Source organism: Xiashengella succiniciproducens (genome assembly GCF_023674465.1).
GTDB classification, from domain to species: Bacteria; Bacteroidota; Bacteroidia; order Bacteroidales; family Marinilabiliaceae; genus Geofilum; species Geofilum succiniciproducens.
This window is the reverse complement of record NZ_CP098400.1, coordinates 1,124,803-1,143,485: the sequence shown is the minus strand read 5'-3', so window position 1 is coordinate 1,143,485 and position 18,683 is coordinate 1,124,803. Positions and strand designations below refer to the sequence as shown.

12 protein-coding genes and 1 pseudogene are annotated in these 18,683 nt (G+C 44.7%); 7 read left to right on the top strand and 6 right to left on the bottom strand.

What is annotated here, in order from left to right:
• Positions 1–67: 67 nt before the first annotated feature.
• The 3 genes from M9189_RS04790 to M9189_RS04780 all read right to left on the bottom strand — a co-directional run bounded on the left by M9189_RS04790 (position 68) and on the right by M9189_RS04780 (position 2,859).
• Positions 68–1,231: an IS4 family transposase gene (locus tag M9189_RS04790; protein ID WP_250723552.1), complete on the bottom strand. Its 1,164-nt coding sequence runs from the start codon at positions 1,229–1,231 to the stop codon at positions 68–70.
• Positions 1,232–1,457: 226 nt separating this feature from the next.
• Positions 1,458–2,513 carry a transposase gene (locus tag M9189_RS04785; RefSeq protein WP_250723317.1) on the bottom strand — a complete coding sequence of 352 codons (1,056 nt, stop codon included), beginning with the start codon at positions 2,511–2,513 and terminating at the stop codon, positions 1,458–1,460.
• On the bottom strand, positions 2,506–2,859 hold the full coding sequence (locus tag M9189_RS04780; RefSeq protein WP_088656172.1) for an ISAon1 family transposase N-terminal region protein: 354 nt from the start codon (positions 2,857–2,859) through the stop codon (positions 2,506–2,508). The genes M9189_RS04785 and M9189_RS04780 overlap by 8 nt, the downstream gene beginning before the upstream one ends.
• Before the next feature lie 294 nt (positions 2,860–3,153).
• Between M9189_RS04780 and M9189_RS04775 the strand changes: the two genes are divergently transcribed.
• Positions 3,154–3,975 carry a type IV toxin-antitoxin system AbiEi family antitoxin domain-containing protein gene (locus M9189_RS04775; protein WP_250725039.1) on the top strand — a complete coding sequence of 274 codons (822 nt, stop codon included), beginning with the start codon at positions 3,154–3,156 and terminating at the stop codon, positions 3,973–3,975.
• A gap of 116 nt (positions 3,976–4,091) precedes the next feature.
• On the opposite strand, the pseudogene M9189_RS04770 reads toward M9189_RS04775, so the two are convergent.
• Positions 4,092–5,266: pseudogene (locus M9189_RS04770) on the bottom strand (IS4 family transposase).
• Positions 5,267–5,716: 450 nt separating this feature from the next.
• Between M9189_RS04770 and M9189_RS04765 the strand changes: the two are divergent.
• From M9189_RS04765 to M9189_RS04745, 5 genes are all read left to right on the top strand, one after another.
• Positions 5,717–6,922: an SUMF1/EgtB/PvdO family nonheme iron enzyme gene (locus tag M9189_RS04765; protein ID WP_250725038.1), complete on the top strand. Its 1,206-nt coding sequence runs from the start codon at positions 5,717–5,719 to the stop codon at positions 6,920–6,922.
• Positions 6,923–6,940: 18 nt separating this feature from the next.
• Positions 6,941–7,546 carry a hypothetical protein gene (locus M9189_RS04760; RefSeq protein WP_250725037.1) on the top strand — a complete coding sequence of 202 codons (606 nt, stop codon included), beginning with the start codon at positions 6,941–6,943 and terminating at the stop codon, positions 7,544–7,546.
• A 24-nt stretch (positions 7,547–7,570) separates the two neighbouring features.
• Positions 7,571–13,033 (top strand): C10 family peptidase, encoded by a 5,463-nt coding sequence (locus M9189_RS04755; protein WP_250725036.1) that lies wholly within the window; start codon positions 7,571–7,573, stop codon positions 13,031–13,033.
• A gap of 179 nt (positions 13,034–13,212) precedes the next feature.
• The gene (gene ilvD, locus M9189_RS04750) at positions 13,213–14,889 is read left to right on the top strand and encodes a dihydroxy-acid dehydratase (RefSeq protein ID WP_250725035.1); all 1,677 of its coding nucleotides are present in this window, start codon (positions 13,213–13,215) and stop codon (positions 14,887–14,889) included.
• A 63-nt stretch (positions 14,890–14,952) separates the two neighbouring features.
• The gene (locus M9189_RS04745) at positions 14,953–15,111 is read left to right on the top strand and encodes a PhzF family phenazine biosynthesis protein (protein ID WP_250725034.1); all 159 of its coding nucleotides are present in this window, start codon (positions 14,953–14,955) and stop codon (positions 15,109–15,111) included.
• A 31-nt stretch (positions 15,112–15,142) separates the two neighbouring features.
• Here the strand turns inward: M9189_RS04745 and M9189_RS04740 are convergent, their stop codons facing one another.
• Positions 15,143–15,451 carry a VOC family protein gene (locus M9189_RS04740; RefSeq protein ID WP_250725033.1) on the bottom strand — a complete coding sequence of 103 codons (309 nt, stop codon included), beginning with the start codon at positions 15,449–15,451 and terminating at the stop codon, positions 15,143–15,145.
• Positions 15,452–15,474: 23 nt separating this feature from the next.
• Complete coding sequence (locus M9189_RS04735; protein ID WP_250725032.1) at positions 15,475–16,656, bottom strand: response regulator; 1,182 nt, start codon at positions 16,654–16,656, stop codon at positions 15,475–15,477.
• 187 nt (positions 16,657–16,843) lie between these two features.
• On the opposite strand from M9189_RS04735, the gene M9189_RS04730 reads away from it, so the two are divergent.
• Positions 16,844–18,628: a chloride channel protein gene (locus M9189_RS04730; RefSeq protein WP_250725031.1), complete on the top strand. Its 1,785-nt coding sequence runs from the start codon at positions 16,844–16,846 to the stop codon at positions 18,626–18,628.
• Positions 18,629–18,683 lie beyond the last annotated feature (55 nt).

Genomic DNA, 18,683 nt, shown 5'->3' with positions numbered 1-18,683 from the left:
TCAATATTACTATCAGCTTTTCTTATTCTTTTTGCAACACTAGTGTCCCATTAAAATTGGGACGGTATTAAAAATTAAACAAATTTGGCTCACTAAGCCTAAAACGTTCTTTATCATTTTGAAATTTAGTTCTCTCAAATAGGTCTCGAAGATGAGTTTTATCTGTTAAAGAAATACTCAGTATCTGCAAAACCTCATATGTACTTCTGTCAAGTTGCATGTCTTTTTGGACGATTGCCACCAAGCAATAAGTGCACATCGCGGCGTAGATTTGAATTCGAACAGCATTTTCAGTAGTTCCCCAGAATTTCTTGACTTTTAGATGTTGCTTTAGCCACTTGAAGAAAAGCTCGACTTGCCAGCGGTTCTTGTAAAGGTCAGCAACTTGAAGTGCAGAAATGTGCATCGCATTGGTTAAGAATACAAGCTCACGCTTTTGTTCTTCATCCCAATATCTGACCAATCTAAGATGTTCTGGATAGTATTGTTTAGGATAAAAACCTGTCAATTCAATTGTTACGTCTGAAAGTACGTTCTTGGGCAATCTTCGTTTCCATTTTATCATCTTGCATTGTAGATTCTTTTTGGCTCTTAAAACATAGAAAGCTCCTATCTGATGAATCTTAAACAACATTTTGAAGTGATTATATGCACGGTCAAATATGTAATATGAGCCTGATTCATAAGGGATTTCTTTCATTGCAGTAGAGTCGTGAACAGAAGCTTCCGTGATATGGAAAAATGCTGGTATCTGTGTCTCCACATCATATAATGTATGCACTTTGATTCCGCCTTTTTTCTTACGAAACTTCGCCCACCAGAATACGGAAAGGCACAAGTCAATCGTCGTTGAATCAAAAGCATAGACATTGCCTTCAATTTTGAAGATGTCAGCAACTCGTTTCTGTCTGGCTTCGTTTACCAGATAGTAAGCATACTCTTCAAAGATGTGATAGTCTCTGTCTTGATTGGCTCTGGCCAGAGATGATTTTGATATATTCTTGCCCAAGCCCAGATGATAAGATTTGGAGTGATGAGCATCAAGTGCGACAATCAAATCTCTAAGACTTTCACGATTTGACAATTGCCCGAACATCAAAGAAAGCAATTGATTCCAACAAGTGAAATGCTTCACGTATTTGTCTCCATTGTATTTGGCAACAATACGATTGAATTTGCTTCGATTTAGAAACGAGACCAGTTGAGCGAAAACGTATTTGTCTTGATACATATGCATTCAGATTTATCTGATGCAAAACTAAAAATTCAAGTCCGTTCGCTCTAAAAACCTCTGTAATTAACTAAATTTCAAATATTTCAAAGAACTTTTTTAGATTTTAATGGGACAGTAATGTTTTTGCAAATAAAGTTATAACTTATAAAAGTGACATAACTCTAAAAAAGTATTTGCTAGAAGAGGATAAAAATAGGATCACCCGCAAAAACATGTGTTTAGCTCATGCATAAATTAGAGTTAACCTGTAGAGAAAGAAGTTAACATCAATGACTCCTCTAAGTTGGGTCCTAAAGTGTTTGATTTTCGCATTAAGGGATTCTGCTGATGCATTGGTTGACCGGTTAACAAAGTAGTTCAAGATCTCCTTTTCTCTTTGATAGATTGTTGCTGAAACCGTATTGAATGCGTCATTTTCAAAATCAGTCACTTTGTTATACCACTTCTTTAGTGCCTCTGCCGCCGACTCCTTTGTTGCCATCTTGTTGGAAAAGATCATGCGTAAGGAGTGTGTCAGGCTATAGGCGGTTCTCAGTTTTGGAAAGTACTTAAATAGAAGCTCAGCTCTTAGCTTTTGAGTCTCGGTCCAGTTGTCGGCAGAGGTCATAAGAAGGTATCTGCTGCGTGTAACCAATTCACATAAGGTGTCTCCATTTTCAAGGTATTCGGGTTTATAGGCTTCATTCTTGCGATTAGGTTTCCTGCCACGGTTACTAACCTTATTTTTCTTTCTGCTGACCATTCTCCGATGCAACTTCATTTTGTGCTGCTCTCGATTCTCAATTTCCATTTTGCGCGCCTCACGCTTTATTTGCAGCCTGGTCTCCTGCATAGCCTCATTACATAACTGCTGAACATGAAAGCGATCCAGCGTTATTATGGCATCCGGAAAGCACTTTTCTACAATGGCATGCATGCTGTCAGAAAAGTCCATTGTGACCTCTTTAACCAGCAGGCGCGTTTCAAACGGGAGTGTCTTTACTACTTTAACAACATCGTTTATCTTCGTTCCTTTAACAATAGCAACGATGGTGCCTTTGCGCCCGCGAGCACTCTTGTTTGATATTATCGTGTAGAGCTCTCCTCTGGAAAGTGATGTTTCATCGATACTGAGAGAGGCTCCCATATTCTCAGGAAATAGAAGCCATGATTGCGCATGTTCAGCATCAGACCACTCAGAAAAACCACTTAAATGCTCTTTGTAGGCCCGCTCAAATTGGTCGCCCTGTATAGGATAATAACGCTCAAGAGATCGCCCTGTTATGGGGTGTTTATCCAACAAATTCTTTTAAAAAAGCCGCAAACTCATTGGAGTAGCGGGTGCCCTTACATATCAGGCTCCAATCTCGTGAAACGCTCTGGCCTCGAGCATCAAGCCATCGCCGTCGGCGTAAGTGAAGCACTGCCTGCCTGTCTCGTATAGGAAAATCTCCCATTAAGGATTCAGGATAAAAACCATTTGGCTTAAGCACATCAACATGGTCCGGAGGGATGTTTAGTTCTTCCAGATAGAGGTGAAGACGTTTGTCCTGCTCAACCTTTTCCTCTTCGACTTTCACTAAACTGAACGATTTGCTGATCTCCTCTGGGAGCATCAGCTTGGCTAATTCAATGTAAGCATTCATAGTGGTCTTGTTCGTTGGTACTAAAGCTACAACGCCAAGGTTGAAAAGACAATACAATAATGCTTGATACAGAGTTTAATTCCACAGGTTTTTACTGGTGATCCCCATTACCTGAATCCCAATGCTAAGGAAACTCAGGATTTAAGGGAAGCTAAGGGCTAACCGCCCTTAGGTTCCTCCGTTTCCTCAAAATCCTGAAAACCCATAATCCCCCTAAAATCGAACAAAGGGAAAAAAGAGAAAACATTTGCGAAAGGTAGCGGATTTCACTACCTTTCGCAAAAAATTACTCTCTTGGAAGATTCAAGGCAATATAAAAGTGCAGAAGATTGGGTAAACCACCTGCTTGCAAAGGGTAAATATGCTTTTGCTCTGCACCAGTTCCGTGCGGATTTTCCTGAGCAGTCAGATACGGCCAATAAGTTTGCCTTGAAAAGGCTGGTAGATAAAGAGCAGATTATTTCCATCCACAAAGGGTATTACCTCATCATACCGCCCCAATACAGGTCAAAGGGAATCCTTCCCCCCACCTTGTTTTTAGATGCGTTTATGAAGGAATTGGACCGGTCTTATTACCTGGCTTTGTTAAACGCAGCCGCCTATCATGGAGCATCGCACCAGCAGCCACAGGAGTTCTTTGTGGTTACCGGTTTTCCTGTGCTGCGGCCTATGCAGAAAAAAGGGCTGAAGCTGAACTACATCAGCAAAAAAGAAATACCGGCAACACTATTAGACACCCGAAAAACCGAGGCCGGATACTTAAAAATTTCAAACCCTGCCCTAACAGCCACCGATCTGATACAATACGCCAAACGGGTAGGTGGCATCAACAGGGTGGCCACCGTTTTGGCTGAATTAGCCGAAAGTATTCAACCTAATGCATTTGATGCCAATCTGCTGCAGCATGTTCCTGTAACTGCCTTGCAGCGTTTGGGCTATTTGCTGGATAAAGTATTTGACAATCAGCCGCTGGCCAATGCCTTATACATGGCCTTGCAAAATAACAATGCCCCATTGTTTCGGATACCGCTGAAAGCCTCAGCTCCGGCCAAAGGTTTTGCATCAGACGAAAGATGGAAAGTAATCGTAAACACAGAAATAGAGATTGACGAATGATACCACAGGCATACATAACAGAATGGGCTAGTCAGGTGCCCTGGCAAACCAACGAACAGGTGGAGCAAGACCTGGTGATATGCCGTGCCTTGGTAGAAATCTTCACTGCTGTCCCGTTAAAAGTCGCTGGGACTGAATAACATAGGATAGTTGCTCTTAGTTTTTGTTGCGTCAACTTTGTTAAATATCTCATTTATAGGTATTTTCTCAAAAAGAGTTAAGCCCAAAGTTTAGAGAATGTATATAAGGATTGTTCTATACGCATTTTTTTCTTTGCTATAGCAATGAGAAGATAGGTGCAAATGGCAATCCATATCTGAGAGTAAACGGCGTTTCGAGAGGTCCCATAAAAGGACTTTATTTTGAGATGCTGTTTGATCCATTTAAAGAATAGTTCTACGCTCCATCTTTCCCGATAAAGTTCGGATATAGTTAAAGATGGGAGTTCAAAATTGTTGGTAATGAAACGGTAAACCGTACTGGTGGAGAAATCCTCATAAACAACCATTCTTATTTTCTCTGGATATTCTTTTGATGACTTATAGCCCTTAAGCTTAATATACTCATCACTAATAACCCCAGTCTGATTGTCAACTTCATTAACTCCTAGCACTTTATAAGCCATGTTGTCTTTGGCTCTTGTTACAAAGTAGGCTCTTTTTTGATGAACCAGATTAAACAATCGGAAAAAGTCGAGATAGCCTTTATCCATGACGTAGATAGCTGCAGGTTCAACATAGAGTTTATCCAGTGCTTTCACATCATGAACAGAAGCGTCCGTAAGATGCACAAATACTGGTATTTGACCGCGCATATCTAAAAGTGTATGCATTTTTACGCCCCCCTTATGTTCACGGAAATTAGCCCAGGGACAAAGATTCAAACATAAACTGATGGTCGAACTATCGAACGCATATACGAGGTTGTCCACGTCCAGATGAAAATCCTTATCATGTTTGTACAACGGTCTCGCTATCCCAATAAGCACTTGAGCTAAATCAGAGTAAATCTGCCAGTTTCTAAGCTCATTTGCCTTAGCTAAGGTATTACGGGGAACGGCATGCTTGATTCCGCAATGGTAGAGCTTTGAAGAGAAGGCGGTCAGGCAGTTCTCAATATCCCGAAGGCTTTCCCGCCTGGTTAATTGAGCAAAGCTCATAACGTAGAAATGATCACGGCAAGTGAAATTCCTAACTCGATAATTGCCTTTATAACGGGCTACACATTTGTCAAACTCATACTCTGGAAGCATGGTCATTAATTGAGAAAAGACGGTTTTTCCGGTATGCATAGCCTAATCGGTCTTCGGATTGAAAATTGAAAATACAATTTCAAATCGTTGAAACCGAAAAGGGTGCATAAAACTCTATGCTTCTGTGAATTACAGGGAGTCAAAAATTCTTTAACGGGACACTAGTGTGTTAACTAATGTGTTACACCAGGAGTCATTTCTGAAAGAGAAAATTTCAGGCAGGTTATTATTCGATTTTTATCGACAGAAGTTCATCTTTCTTACCTCAGTACATGACGAGACGGCTATATTATTGAATATCATCCATGCCGGCAGATTTAGGAAATGTGTGAAAGTTTTGTGATGTGCTTAGCAGCAAGATTCTGATATTAATCAACATAAATATTACGAATGAGACAAGTGTCTTTTTTGGGCATAAAATTGAGCTTCAACCAAATGCAACTTTAGGTGAATAATTTCGTATTATTATAAATACCAAATGCCTTACCTATGAAAATACGGTTACTCCTGCCATTCCTACTTCTTGGACTGATTGGTATAGCCTCTTGCAGCAAATCCTCTGAGAAGCCCAAGGACAAACCTGTTGTGGAAGTCCCCGACGATCCCGATGATCCGGGGCCAACTGGTCCTTCACAAACACTAATAATTCGCTTTGGCGGTGACAGTTACCAAAATAGTTCAACTCTGGAACTTGGTTATCGCAAGGATGCAATATTACTAATACTTGAAACCGAACCCGGATGGACAGCCACTGCCAGTGCTGATTGGATCAAACTTGCCAGTTATGAAGGTGAAGCTGGAAAAATGGGACTTATTGCCGGATTTGCTAAAAATGATTTCATTCCTCGCAGTGGCACGATAACATTCAAATCGGGTAACAAAACCCACATAATGACAATCGATCAGAGTGGAGCTCCACAACTCAGACTTACAATCGATGGTATTCAGGCGGACTTCGTCCTTGTAGAAGGCGGCAACTTCCTGATGGGGGATTCGGATCTTCCTGAATCCCGGTACCGTACCTCGGTCAATGTAAGCAGCTTCTATATGGCAACTACAGAGACTACTAATGCCCTTTGGGAGGCTGTTACAGGCTCTCTGCCATACGATGACCTGGAGGATTTTGAAGGCCATATGGAGTATGATCGCCCTAATCATCCTGTTAGCGGCGTAAGCTGGACTCTTGTAAATGAAATATTCTTTCCTGAACTAAGGAGGCAAACAGAGATAAACTTCCGCCTGCCTACTGAGGCAGAATGGGAATATGCTGCAGGTGGTGGGAAATACAAAGAGGGCTTTATCTATTCCGGCAGTAACACACTCAACGATGTGGCATGGAACTACCGCAATTGTGACGACAAACAGGAGGTGGGTCAATTGATGCCAAATGCACTTGGTCTCTACGATATGAGTGGTAATGTAAGTGAATGGTGCAGCGACTGGTATATAGCGCCATACCAAATGGAAGATGGTGTAAGCGATCCGACAGGACCAGCTACAGGCACACACAAGATAACACGTGGTGGTGACTTTTCTGAACAGGAGCTGTTTGGTCTGGGAACCTGCTATATACGCTATCGCTACCCTATTGTACCCGGTTGCTACGACGGGTGCTGGGGGAACTCAGGGCACCCCGATGAGCCGGAATGTTTCAGATGTGATAAAACAGGCTTTCGTATAGTGCTGGCCTTTTAATGACAAAAATTCCAAATCATGAAACAGCTTTACATCTACTTTTTGATTGAACTGCTGGGCCTTCTTAACAAGCTTGATGCACAGACTGTCGTTAGAATGCCTCTGCCCCAACAGGCAGAACTACCTCTTAGCGTGGAGGTCTTGTTTGATGAAGCCCTGCCAACCAATATTGCATCTGCAATTGGGATATTGGGATACGATATAATTGGGGGTACTGCCCCATATTCCTACTCCTGGCTGGAAGACGAAACTGTCCTCAAACAGGAAGAGACCTTTTTGCTGCAACCAAAAGCCGGGAAGAATTATTACTTACATGTCACTGACGAAAACAATTGCTCAGTGAAGGTGCCAATTAACGTAAGCGGAATTAAAGGCGGCATTTTACCTGAAGATGAAGCATCTGTTGCCAGTCTGATTCTATCAAGACAGCAATTGCGAATTATCCCTCCGAGAGACTTTGAAGGATCAATGGATGTGTACCTGATGAATGTGCTGGGGCAACGCCTCATGCACGCGCGAATTTCGGGAGAGACCGAAATTCCGCTAAATCTGTCTCCCGGTAACTATCTTATTTTGCAGAAGTGCGGTGAAAAGCATTATGTATCGAAACACATGCTTCCTTAACCTAATCATGTAAATCTCTATGATATGGAAAATTCCACTCCAAATACTTACACCCCTCAGAACTTCTCCAAAGGGGCTAACAACGTCTTGTCTATTACATGTCTAACGCTTTTGCTGTGTATCCTCCCCTTTTCAATGTTGGCGCAAAGCCGGATGCAAACTGCACAAGATTTTCTGCAATCCAGCAGCTCGTTAAAATCAGCCTCTGACGTCTATCTTAAGTACGAAAGTACAGGAGAGGTTACAACACGCGTCGCTGTATTTGAAAGTGAGAATAATGGATTTGTACTTATTGCCGGAGATGATGAGCAACATAAGGTTGTGGGCTATGTTGACAATGGGAAATTCAATTACTACCAGGCACCTGAGGCACTTGTTGCGATATTAAGCTGGTACGAGGAGATTCCGATAAGCCAGTCTCATGCCCTACTCAAGTCGGGCAGCTCATACACACCTATCGCACCAATGTTGGATCAACGTGGTATAGCACTCAACCAGTTTCTGCATCCTGAAACAGGAAACTGTGCTACAGGCTGTGCGGCTACGGCTTTCTTACAAATAATGGCTTACCATCAATACCCGGCAAAAGGTAAGGGCTCTCACTGCTATAACCATCCGGTCATAGGGCAACTATGTACCGATATGGAAAACAGCTACTACGACTGGAATACTATGACAGAGGATGACTATGAAGCCTTGTCACTTCAGTTGGGTATAGCAATGGAAATGCAATATTGCTTGTCATATGAGATGATCGGTAGTGCACCCGGGCGTCCCAATTACGAATGGGTAATGCAAAACAATTTTGGCTACCATATGCATATGAGCAGCACCCAATCGTGGTACATGCAAAATGAACTGGAGCAGGAACGACCAATATATGTTGTAATACCTGGCAAGAGTGCATATCATGCCGTGGTTGTGGACGGAATGGACAGCGATGGACGTTTTCACGTGAACTTTGGCTGGGGAGGCGCCTACAACGGTTACTTTGATCTTTTAAGTAGCGACACTATACTTACCGGAAATAAGGAATTCTTTGCCAACGTTGCTCAGGCCGTTTATTTATCTCCTGAGCCCATTACTGTCAACGAGACTGATTCTCTGGCTCTCTTGGCTATCAACGAAGCTTTTGGGGGAGCCTTGGACTGGGACCTCCAATTGCCTGTGATTAGGTGGCCGGGGGTACTGGTGATGAACGGACGGGTGGTGGGCCTTAAAATTGACCGTTACAACGATCCCTTTGAGGGCTACCTGCCTGAGGAACTCGGCCAACTCAGCGAATTGCGCACCCTATATGTCACCGGAAAATTACACGGCACACTGCCGGATGCGCTGTACGATTTACCACAGTTGCGGGAGCTGACCCTGGATGCAGTGTACGGCAGCACGCTAAAAGGACAGTTGTCGGAAAAGCTCGTGCAGCTGCAAAAGCTGGAAAGCATCGACATTTCGCACCTGCTGGAAGGGCCTTTACCGGAGGCATTGGGACAACTTGGCAATCTGCGCGAGATCTATTTGTATGATAACAACTTGAGTGGGACGCTGCCCACATCAATTACAAATCTAAGCAAACTACGTTCCCTTACTATATCCTCATGTGGAATAGAAGGTGGACTGCCCATAGACATTGGGCGACTCAGTGCTTTACAAAGCATTTACCTGGACGGCAATCGGCTGGAGGGGCCGCTTCCTGAGTCGCTGGGCGAACTGACCGGGTTGATCGGACTCCATTTGGCAAACAACCGTTTCAGTGGAGAAATTCCGGCTTCGCTGGGCAACTGCCGGGAGCTGCTGGTGCTTGATTTGCAAAACAACCTGCTGGAGGGTGCCATTCCACCCGAACTGGGGGCGCTGAGCCGACTATCTCGCCTGCCTTTTCAGGACAACCAATTCAGCAGTCTGCCCGATGAAATTGGGCAATTACAAGGCCTTACAAACATCAACCTGAACAACAACCAACTTACAAGTCTCCCGGAGGGCTTGCAGCAACTGAGTGGACTCAAGATACTGCAGGCGGCCAATAATGCTATTGCGACCCTACCCACTAACTTTGGGGCCTGGCGAGACTTAAGGGTGCTGAATCTGTCGCACAACCGCCTTACGGTCTTTCCCGAAGAGCTGTGCAACTTGCGTAAGCTGGAAGAGTTGGACCTCAGCCACAACCGCATTGAACGACTGCCCGCGGGCGTTGATGGCTTTAGGGTCCCTGCGCTGCTGAAACTCAACAACAACGAACTCAGCGACAACATTCCCCTTGCCTTTTTGCAGGGCGACCACACCCTGTTTATGGGCTGGAACCGACTGCGCTATGAAAACATCCCGGAAGGGGATGCCTACCAGCAAGGGCTGGGCAACCAAAAAGAGGTTTTGTTGCGCGACAGTCTTTTTAAGGTACCGGCGGGAGAAAGCATCCACATCGACATCAGGGAGCTTACGGGTATGGACCATCCGGGAAACCGTTATTACTGGATGAAGTATCCTGAACAATGGGATTATACTTTCCACAACGAGGACTTTTTCAAAAACGAGAGTCCTGTACTGACAATTGAGATGTCTGAAGGTGACAAAGCCCAACGATACTACTGCAAGATTTTCAATGACGAGGCACCAAGGTACGATTGGGAATTTCAGGGGAATCCGGAGAGATCCCCATTGTTAAACTATTTGAACACCCAAGCTATTACAGTGCTGCCAATGACAGAGCAGGAGCAACTCGAAGCAAGCTACCCCGAAAGCGTGGTACTGGATCTACAGCAGATTCCCAATGCCAGCCTTAATGACCGCAGGGTGGTTCTGGTGCCTCCTTTCAGCACAAGGGGCGACATAGCCTGGGAGGCTTCTGTAGATGGTACCACCTGGTATCGTATAGACGGGCAGATGAGCCAAAACGACCTGGCAGTCAATGTCGTCAGCTACAGTAGTACGCAACTGGTGCTGGAACCGATGACTACAGCCTGGTATCGTTGTGTGCTTGAGGAGAATAATTGCGATCCCTTGTATGGAACGCCTTTGAAGGTCTCATCTTTGGGACAAACCCTCTTTGATGAAATAGTTAATGTAGACCTTGAGGATTTTACTGTGGAGGTGGACAGTATTGAAGTGACTTTACCAAAAGGATTATCCCAGGGTGATTTCCGGCTGGTGATTACTAAGCTGGAGAATCCTCCGGCAGCCCCTGAGGGCCACCGGATGGGCTCGGTATATGACCTTACTGTTAGCTTTGGCTCTGTATTTACCTTACCCCTGGAAATAAAACTGAAGAATATCGACGTTGAGGGCATTGATGACAAAGATATTCCCAATTACCGTCCGGTATTCTTTAATGAAGCTGAGCAAAAATGGGAAGCCTATAATGAGGGGGGCTTAATAATGGGTAAGAATGAGCTGTACTTTAAAACCTTCCACCTTACGAAGCTAGGCTGGTGGGAAATACAACACGGGTCTTACACGCATAGCTTTGAGAACGACCGTGTGAAGGTTATTTACCGTTATAAACCTCACTCTAAGGAAGATGGCCAATACCATGCCTATTATTTACTCAATATCGCCAAAGGTGGGACAAAGCCCTGGCATGACAGCAACACAGATCCCGATCAGGATGGTACTCCCTATCTGGTTCAGGATGTGGCCCACTACATGAAGGAGATCATGGATGCCTTTGAAGGAGCAGGATTGCCATACATGGGCCTTCGCAAGTTTATTGTCTATGTGGGTGATACCGGATCCGGCATTGTTAATAGAATTTTAGGATCCGGGGATGCCTTAGGCTACATCACAATGTCGGGTTACGCTGAAGGATATTTCTACCTCAACTCGTCCTATGCCTATGAGACCGATGATGTGCGAAGGACTCTGGCACACGAGTATATGCATTATACCCAACATGGATACTTTAACGTTGTGGCCGGCAATTATTTCTTTGCCGAGGCACACGCGCCGCTGGCCGACCGGCTGGTGTGGACTGCAGATGAAATGGAGGATACGGAGCCGGAACTTAATCTGATGGGGGCTTTGACGAGCACAAAGAACGGTCTCAGCATTTACGATTTGCTGGGGACTTCGTGGGATGCGGGGACAGCGAGCCTGTTTTCACTGGCAGAAAAGTTCACCATCAACTCGGCCGATGCCAATACTTCGAGTGCCTTTTTGCACTACATGCGCAGCTATCGAAACGGGACTCCGCTCAACGTGGCAAAAATACTGAGAGAACATCTGCTGAGTCTGGGCATCATCACCAATTGGAGCTGGCGGACCTATCTCAACAGTCAAATACAAAGCGACCTGGGATCGACCATTGGCAAGGAGTACGATGCCTGGGTGCGCTACCTGCTGGAGGGTAAAAACGAGAATTTCACCATCATCAATACCGCCGGCGGAAATCCTTTTACCCCGCTGATTAGCAATGCAGGCTCCGAAAACAAAGGCACTTTCGCAACCCATGCGTCCTGGCTCTTCACCTCTGGCGACGATGTACCCAGGGAGGAGGTCTTGCAATTTACCGTGCCGCACCTCGCCTCACGCGTGGTGCTGCTGCACAACCAGACGGCCGACCGCAGTCTGGTCGTCAACTACGAGCGGCGGGACGAAAAGAACCCGGAGGAAATGGTGTATTACGGCTGGTGGGATCATGAGGCGAAACGCATGGTCTTTGAGGACTTATCGGACTCTACCAACTACGCCGTTATACTGGATGCCCGCACAGAGGAAGCCGAAAAAAACTTTCAGCACATGGCCCTCCTGCTCTTTGTCAACCAAAAGTGCCCCGATGTGGTGGCCCTGTCGGCCAACTTTTCGGCGGACATAAAACTGACCGCTACACCGGTCATCAATATCGATGCCTTGCTGTACGCAAACGTCAGCGACCAGGCAATCCACCATTACGACGATGGCAGTAAGGGAGCCTTTATTGTAACGGGACGCATGGATATCTGGCGCAACCTGACTTTGAGCTATGCCTGGGAGTTGAACGATTACAACCGTACAAAGCGTATGCTAAATGATTCTACAGTAGTAATAGAAACCTCATTTAACGAGCGTATTGACATCACAAATGGCAAGGCTTTGCCAAATACTATCAAAGAATGGAAGAAGCGCCAGAGCATTTTCTACAACCTTATCACTGGTAGAATGGAAATCATGCAAAGTACTGAAACGACCTCATCCTGGGGGGCTTACTACGATTATGAGAACGTCCCCCATGCAGCCAATACCTACCGCCGTACAGAAGAAATGCACCACATGGTAGTTGAGGACGTGTTCAACTTTATTACTGGTCCGATATCCAATATCTCGGATAAGGCCCATAGTTACGAGACAACCGGAACCTACCATACACAGTCCACGCTAAAGAAACTGGAGCATACCATTACTGACTCGAGTCTCGACAGTCAGGGCAATGTTACGGGCTCTACCACCAAAACGCTGACGGGCACCGATTATTCGGGCCAGGAAGTAAAGGTTACGCTGTGGTTTACTTGTGAGTAGCTGGTATGCAGGCAGTGATATCGATAGAATGTTATATAGATAAACGTTTTCGATTAGTATTCTCAATAACACGGCAATGGGTTATAAAAAACATTTTTGCAGACAAATTAGTCTTTAATATGTGCAACAAAAGGCTTAGCTTACTTGTCATATAAGAAATATAATCTCACATAACAACTATGTCACATAAGCTTAATAAATACAGCCGCCTTATTACTCAGGACGACAGCCTCCCTGCTGCACAAGCCATGCTTCATGCAATTGGCATGGACGATAATGACCAGAAAAAAGCCCAGATCGGCATAGTAAGTACGGGCTTTCAGGGCAACCCATGTAACATGCATCTCAACGACCTGGCAACAGCCCTCAAAAAGGAAATTGACCGTCAGGATAACCTCTACGGCCTTATATTTCACACAATAGGGGTTAGCGACGGCATTACAAACGGAACTACAGGCATGATGTACTCCCTCCCCTCACGTGAACTTATTGCCGACTCTATTGAAACAGTTGTGTCAGCACAATTCTACGATGCTGTAGTACCCATAGTGGGTTGCGATAAGAATATGCCCGGAGCCTTAATTGCCATGGGACGATTGAACCGACCGGGGCTAATGATGTATGGGGGAACAGTGATGAAAGGCTCGTGGAAAGGGAAGGACCTAAATATTGTATCTGCTTTTGAGGCATATGGAGAACGTTTGCGAGGAAATATCTCAGACTTCGACTACAAGGGAATCATAAAACACAGTATTCCAGGTGCCGGTGCATGCGGAGGTATGTACACCGCCAATTCAATGGCAGCAGCCATTGAATGTATGGGTATGAGCCTTCCCTATTCTTCGTCAAACCCAGCTGTAAGTCCGGAAAAGCAAAATGAAGCATCACGAATTGCTAAGACAGTGCTGCTCTTATTGGAAAAAGATCTGAAGCCACGTGATATTATGACCCGCAAGGCATTTGAAAATGCTATTGCCCTTATAATGGCTCTTGGAGGTTCAACTAACGCTGTGATTCACCTTATTGCCATGGCTAAGGCAGTAGATGTTCAGCTAGGTATCGACGATTTCCAGGCCATTAGTGATAGGGTGCCCTATCTGGCCGACCTCAAGCCCAGTGGGGAATACCTCATGGAGGATCTGCACAATGTGGGTGGCATCCCAGCTGTTATGAAATTCTTGCTTAAAGAGGGTCTACTCGATGGCAACTGTATGACAGTTACCGGAAAAACTCTTGGTGAAAATCTGGAGGACGTTCCAGATTTAAAATCCGGACAAAAGATAATACGACCTCTGAGCAACCCGCTCAAGAAAACAGGTCACCTTCAAATTCTCTATGGCAACCTGGCACCAGAAGGTGCCGTTGCAAAAATTACCGGTAAAGAGGGTGAAAGCTTTGAAGGCCCGGCCCGCGTTTTCGAAAATGAAGTTGAAGCTATTGAAGGAATTAAGAATGAGGTAAAACCGGGAGAAGTCATCGTGATTCGTAATAGCGGCCCCAAAGGCGGACCAGGGATGCCGGAAATGCTTAAGCCCACTGGTGCAGTAATGGGCGCAGGGTTAGGTAAGGAAGTTGCGCTAATAACCGACGGTCGCTTTTCTGGAGGATCACACGGTTTTGTGGTGGGACACATAACACCTGAAGCATATGAGGGGGGACCAATTGGCCTGATTAAAAATGGAGATATAATAAGTATTGATATTACGAGTAATAGTATTAATGTAAAACTTAGTGATGAGGAACTGGAGGCGCGTCGAAAACTCTGGAAGCGAATTGAAGGCCCACAACTTACAGGAATATTAAAGAAATTCCGACGTTCAGTAAGCTCTGCATCATTGGGCTGCGTAACCGACTAATAAATAGAAGCAATAGAAAAACTATCAAGAAAAATATGAAAACCCTGAATCTCTATCAGGTGGATGCCTTCACCGACCGCCAAGATTAAAGGCAATCCAGCCGCTGTTTGTATCCTTGACATCTGGTTTACACCGACCCTTGAGGTCGATTTGTGTGGGCATGCGACTCTTGTTGCTGCCTATAGATTGTTTGAGCTACATAGACAAGCATCCCGAAATTAGGTTTCATTCCATCATGAATTGAACAAGTGCTCTACTTCAGCTCCGACAAAATTATCTTAGTCTGCATCATGGTGGTTTTCATTGCTTTTTCCCTCACAGCAGGATCCTCACTGTTGACCAATTCGTAATACTCTATTGGAATAACCTGCCAGGAGAGTCCATACTTGTCCTTGCACCAACCGCAGGGTCCCTCCTCACCTCCATTTGAAGTCAGAGCTTCCCAGTAATAATCAACCTCATCCTGATCTTTGCAGTTGATTACAAACGAAACTGCTTCGTTAAATTTGAAATAAGGATCTGGGAAAGGCTGATGAAATTCAACCTTGAAGTTGAAAAGCAAAGGGCAGAATCTGAATCTGCTTGTTATTCCATTCTAAGTCCCATTAGCAGTACATCGTCAGTTTGTTCGCCATTACCTTTCCAGTTTTCAAAGAATGAAGTAAAGGCCTTTTTCTGGGCATCCATAGGTAGAGGAGCATACTCCACCATCAGCTTCTTGAGTCCGGAAGTCTTAATCTTCTTGTCGTTGGGGCCACCAAACTGACTGGCATAACCGTCTGATGCCATGTAAAAACAGTCACCAGTCTGATACTCAAGTACATGATTTGTATAACTCTTGTACCGCAAGCCAATAGAAATAGGCATAGAATCAGCAGGTATAGCTTCCAGCACCCCTCCCCTTACCATGTAAAGCGGGTTGAAAGCGCCGGCAAACTGTATGGTTCGGCTTTCCCGGTTCAGGCTTATAACCGAGATATCCATTCCATCCTTTATCTCACTTGCTTCTGTCTGCTTAAATGCCTTGATTACCTCTTTCCTGAGCGTGTCTAATATAACAGAAGGTGTACATATCTTTTGCACAGCCACTATCTGATTAATCTGGGCCATGCCAAACATGCTCATAAAGGCTCCAGGGACTCCATGTCCTGTACTGTCGGCAACCACCACAACAACATTGTCCTCGACCTCACCTACCCAATAAAAGTCACCACTTACAATTTCTTTTGGTTGCAGGAAAACAAAATGGGGTGGCAGTAGACTCTTCATCAGTGCTGCATCGGGAAGGCTTGCAGACTGTATCTTGCGGGCATAGCGGATGCCCGCAGTCAACTTGCTGTTGATGGTCTCAACCTTTTCCATCAACCTTTCGTTTTGATCCCGGGCAAACTTAAGTGTCAGGTGATTCCTTACTCTTACCAGCAATTCAGGTATGTTAAAAGGCTTAGGAATATAATCAACAGCCCCGGCATCAAAGCCTTGTATTATGTTCTCACCGGTGGTTTGGGAAGTCAGGAAGATCACCGGAATATCACAGCACTCGGGCATAGTTTTCAGCCGTCTGCATGTTTCAAACCCGTCTATACCAGGCATGACGACATCCATCAGTATCAGGTCAGGCCGCGGATCTCCACAGGCCAGCTTCAACGCCTCCAATCCATTCTCGGCTATTAGAAGGCGATAATGCTTTAGCAGAATATCCTTGAGTATCTCAATGCTCAGACGACTGTCATCTACCAACAATATAAGTGATTTACTGTCTGACATATACGGGTTTAGTTGAGCATCTCTCAATTTAGTTCAGTAAACGCTTAATTCCAACACTAATAACAGTTAAATATGGATTCAGGTTGCAGACAGTGTCAATATTTATCTTAAAAGAGCTTAATATCACCAACATCAGTTTTGCATAAAACCCAAAATAGGCCTAAATTCGCATCGCCAAAGAAAGACAATGCTGCTTATTGAAACCATAAGGAATCAGTTCAATCGCTTCGTAATATGGCGAGTTAAGAACATCTCGCATCAAAGCTTCCTGCTTATACTTGCCATGATTGTGGGACTCTGCAGCGGACTAGCAGCAGTGATTCTAAAAAACGCAATCCACGTAATTCACAATTTACTTACTGAGGGATTTGATTTTACGAGCTGGAACTACCTCTACCTGCTCTATCCAATGGCAGGAATCTTCATCACAATGCTCTTTGTCAGATATATCGTAAAAGACGACATCAGTCACGGGGTAACCAAGATCCTTTATGCGATATCGAAAAAAGACAGTAATATCAAACCTCATAACTCATTCACCTCTGTAATAGGCAGTAGCCTCACCATTGGCTTCGGCGGCTCGGTAGGAGCCGAGGCGCCGATAGTCCTTACTGGAGCATCCATCGGTTCGAACCTGGGCCGTATCTTTCACATGAACTACAAGACCATCACGATACTTATCGGGTGCGGAGCTGCAGGTGCCATCGCAGGTATTTTCAAAGCCCCCATGGCCGGCCTTATGTTTACTCTGGAGGTCTTGATGCTGGACCTTACTGCTGCTTCGATAATTCCTTTGCTGCTTTCTGCTGTTTGTGCAGCATCGGTTGCCTATTTTTTCCTCGGAAAGGCTGCTGAGTTTACTTTTATTCTGGATACTCCGTTTGAACTTGGGGCCCTACCCTATTATGTTGTACTGGGAGTACTGGGAGGTTTTGTCTCCCTTTATGTCACTTACGGCACCTTTTACCTTGAAAAAAGGATGGGTAAGATCAAAAATCCCTTCACAAAATGGCTGATCTGCGGTCTGGTTCTGAGTTTGTTGATCTTCCTCTTCCCTCCGCTCTACGGTGAAGGTTATGATACAATAACAGCCATGTTGTCGGGGAGTATCGAGAACATTCTGAAAAACTCATTCTTCTATTCATTCAAGGATAGTATTGGAATTATCTTCCTGGTACTAATCATGATTATCGGCTTTAAGGTCGTGGCCTCGACCTTTACAAATGCCGGAGGTGGTGTGGGGGGTATCTTTGCACCCAGTTTGTTTATCGGTGCGGTAACAGGTTACTCGCTTGCATTGCTGCTCAACCTGCTAAACATTAATGTGCCTGTCGCACACTTTACCCTTGTTGGAATGGCTGCACTGATGGCAGGGGTTATGCACGCACCACTGACTGCAATCTTCCTTATTGCAGAGATAACTAATGGCTATGCACTGTTTATTCCATTGATTCTGGTGTCTGCTCTATCCTTTCTTACACACAAGTATTTTGAGCCACACACAATCTATACAAAACGTCTTGCACGGAGAGGCGAACTGATTACCCATCATAAGGACAAGGCAGTATTGACACTGATGCGTCTCAACAAGGTAGTTGAGACTGACTTTATGTGTATCTATCCGGAACAGACGCTTGGTGAACTTGTAAACGTGATTGCGAAATCCAAGAGAAACCTGTTCCCTGTAATAGACAGAAACCAGAAATTGCTTGGTGTGGTTGTACTTGATGATATCAGGGAGATAATGTTTAACAATGAGCTATATACTACAACCAAGGTCAAGCGCCTGATGACATTCCCACCTGCCTTTATCGAAGAGGACGAACCAATGGAGAGTGTTATGAAGAAATTCGATGACACGGGTGCATGGAACCTGCCGGTTGTCAGAGATGGTAAATACCTTGGATTTGTATCCAAGTCGAAAATATTTTCAGTTTATAGGAAAGTACTTATACACTTTTCGGAAGAGTAGTGTAATTTTGGACATAGTTGTCACCCGCTTCAGCCTCGGTGAAGCGACGACCCAA